This window comes from Aminobacter sp. P4_H6_2 (assembly GCF_056400805.1).
Genome location: NZ_JBFUKO010000728.1, coordinates 1 through 2,523, shown reverse-complemented (window position 1 = coordinate 2,523; position 2,523 = coordinate 1). Strand labels below are relative to the sequence as shown.

The following is a 2,523-nucleotide window of genomic DNA, read 5'->3' as shown; positions in this document are numbered from 1 at the left end:
GTTTTTGCGGTGGGTATTTCGTGGGCGCTGCCTAGGGCTGGCGCCGCCGACAAGATTGCCGGAGAGGTTGAGCGGCAAATGAAGGGTGGCTGGCAGGGGGACCGAACTTAATGCCGTTCAAGGCGCAGGAACGCCGCTACGACAGCGCGGTTTCCATCGCGACCTATGTGGGCAGCACCAACCCGGCATGGGCTGCTGAGGCAGCAGCATTCGTTGCGTGGCGTGATGCTGTCTGGGCGTATGCGTATATCGAGCTCGACAGGGTGATGGGTGGCCAGCGCCCGCAGCCGACGGTCTCTGAATTGATCGCCGAACTGCCAGCGCTTACCTGGCCGGCCTAGTCATCAGCTAGCGTCCCGAGCCTTTGGGGCAGACGACACCTGGACCCCCAACATCCACAGAATGYCTGCCGCGGCCCCGAAAGCAACCGCTACATAAAGCCAGTCCTGCCAAGTCATCGGCGCCAGCGGTTGCATAGCGCACCGCGCCTCCCGCGCCCCCCAAGTTTACTCCCAAGCTGAATGAAATCCTATGGACAAGACCGTTCCCACCGGAGCGGCACTTCTGCTCGACTTCATTTATCGAACAGACGCCGGCAAGGCCCCGCCTGAATGCGCAATCGCCAGGTCGGCCTTGCCAAGCCCATCACCAAAATGACGCTGGGCGATCTGATCGATGCGTAGAAGGCGTGGTCGACCAAGGCGTGGGCCAAGAAGTTCGGCTCCGACAAGGCGTCCTCGGCCGCCGGTGCGCCGCAGTTCATGCGGGCAACACTCATTGACCTTTCGAAGGAGTTGCATCTCAGCGGCGCGCAGGTCTTCAACTCGGACTTCCGGGATCGGCTTGCCTTCCATCTGCTGAAGCGCCGTGGCTACGAAGCCTTCATGGCCGGGAAGATCGATCGCACCGAGTTCGGCAAGCGGCTGGCGCAGGAATGGGCCAGCTTCCCAGTTCTTGCAGCCTGTAAGGGCGCCCATCGCCAGATTAGCGCGGCGATAGCTACTACCTGGGCGACGGCATCAACAAGGTTGGCACGAAGCCCGAAACGGTCGAGGCACTGCTTGATCGGGTGAAAGCCGCCGGCAACCATGCCCAAGCATCCGAGCCGGGCGTTGCCCAAAAGCCGCTGGTAATCGAGAAGCCCGTCGTGGCCGACCCGGGCGAACTCGAAACACCAACCACCAAGAGCAAGACATTCTGGACCTGGCTGCTGACTGCCATCGGTGCGCCGTTGGCCACCTTCGGCAATCTCGACTGGCGTGTCCAGCTCGCGATTGTCGCCGTCATCGTCGCCTTCGCCATCTACGGCATCAAGCGCAGGAACGATCTGTTCAAGGCGGTGAAGGGGCTGAAGGCGGAGTTGGGCGGATGAGGGCGGCTCTGATCGATGGAGACCTGGAAGAGGTTGGGAATCTGACTGACGATCACCGTCAGCGCGATACCGTTCATATAGCCATACCGTATCGGCTTGGAGAGCAGCTCGGTGACAAAGCCGAGGCGCAGCACGCCGGACAGGATCAATACCAGCCCAGCGACCACCGCCATCATGCCGGCCAGGGCCGCGGCGCGCGTCGGATCCCCTCCCGACAACGGCAGCACCGTGCCAAGAATCAGCGTCGCCAGAGCGGAATCCGGTCCCAACACCAGGATCCGGCTGGGGCCGAACAAGGCGTATGCGAGTAGCGGAATGATGGTGGCATAGAGGCCGTAGATGCCCGGAACGCCCGAAGCCACCGCATAGGCAATGCCGACAGGGACGGCACAGCCGACAATACGAGACCGGCCACCAAATCTTGCGACAGCCACGAAAGCCGGTACTGACGCACCGTCTCGATCAGCGGCACCCAACGTTGCCAGCCCTCTGAACCGGGATTCTGATGTTGACCGGGTTCCGGATCTTGCTCGGGATGTGATGTTGCGCTCATGCGTTACGTGGCGGCGGAACTGGGGCATTCGCGTCCATGCGATATCGCCTGGCCCACTGGCGACTCGCGCGGCCTCGGGGATAGCCGAATTCGACGTATTGCTCGACAAGGCGCGCAGCACGTCGCCTGCACGCAAGCTGGTGACGATCGATGAAGTGGGCGCGACCTGCGCCTTCCTCACGCTCGATGCAGCTCGCTCGATGACCGGGCAGGTCATCTACGTGGACGGTGGCTATCACATCGTCGACTGAGGCAGGAACAAGCGGGTCGGCAGCTGTCCGCTTTTCTGGTTGGAAAAGCGTCAGGACCTTAAAATCTCGTATAAGTCCGATCGCAACCTCGCTGCGTCCAGCGCACTTGTCCGGCAATGGCGCAACCGCGACGACGTGGGCACCGAAGATGTGTGCTTTTGGGGTGCAGCGAAGCTGGTCGCAACTACCGAGATAAGGCGCAAAGCTGTCGGTCGCTTCGGCTGACCAAAGGTCAATTTGTATCACTTGTCCACGGAAAGCGGACGGACAGGTTTCCACCCAATGCAGACGCCCTACGCCAGCAATATGATCGCCCCGCTGCCGAAAGGTGGCGGGGCTTTTTCTGT

At 61.7% G+C, this 2,523-nt stretch carries 4 protein-coding genes and 1 pseudogene; 3 read left to right on the top strand and 2 right to left on the bottom strand.

What is annotated here, in order from left to right; genetic code table 11:
- Positions 1 to 110 precede the first annotated feature (110 nt).
- On the top strand, positions 111 to 341 hold the full coding sequence (locus tag AC1DUU_RS29285) for a hypothetical protein (RefSeq protein ID WP_476786831.1): 231 nt from the start codon (positions 111 to 113) through the stop codon (positions 339 to 341).
- A gap of 237 nt (positions 342 to 578) precedes the next feature.
- Here AC1DUU_RS29285 and AC1DUU_RS29280 read toward each other — a convergent pair whose 3' ends face one another.
- Entirely contained in the window at positions 579 to 977 is a 399-nt protein-coding gene (locus tag AC1DUU_RS29280; RefSeq protein WP_476786830.1) for a hypothetical protein, read from the bottom strand.
- Positions 978 to 1,069: 92 nt separating this feature from the next.
- Here AC1DUU_RS29280 and AC1DUU_RS29275 point away from each other — a divergent pair, with 92 nt between their 5' ends.
- Positions 1,070 to 1,372 (top strand): hypothetical protein, encoded by a 303-nt coding sequence (locus tag AC1DUU_RS29275; protein ID WP_476786829.1) that lies wholly within the window; start codon positions 1,070 to 1,072, stop codon positions 1,370 to 1,372.
- Here AC1DUU_RS29275 and AC1DUU_RS29270 read toward each other — a convergent pair.
- Positions 1,303 to 1,806: a SulP family inorganic anion transporter gene (locus AC1DUU_RS29270; RefSeq protein WP_476786828.1), complete on the bottom strand. Its 504-nt coding sequence runs from the start codon at positions 1,804 to 1,806 to the stop codon at positions 1,303 to 1,305. The genes AC1DUU_RS29275 and AC1DUU_RS29270 overlap by 70 nt on opposite strands.
- 142 nt (positions 1,807 to 1,948) lie before the next feature.
- Here AC1DUU_RS29270 and AC1DUU_RS29265 point away from each other — a divergent pair.
- A pseudogene (locus AC1DUU_RS29265) lies at positions 1,949 to 2,176 on the top strand (SDR family oxidoreductase); the annotation flags it as partial.
- Positions 2,177 to 2,523 lie beyond the last annotated feature (347 nt).

Excerpts from the sequence above, each read along its gene's own strand:
- AC1DUU_RS29285 (WP_476786831.1), top strand. The coding sequence starts at position 111 with ATGCCGTTCAAGGCGCAGGAACGCCGCTACGACAGCGCGGTTTCCATC.
- AC1DUU_RS29280 (WP_476786830.1), bottom strand. The coding sequence starts at position 977 with ATGGGCGCCCTTACAGGCTGCAAGAACTGGGAAGCTGGCCCATTCCTG.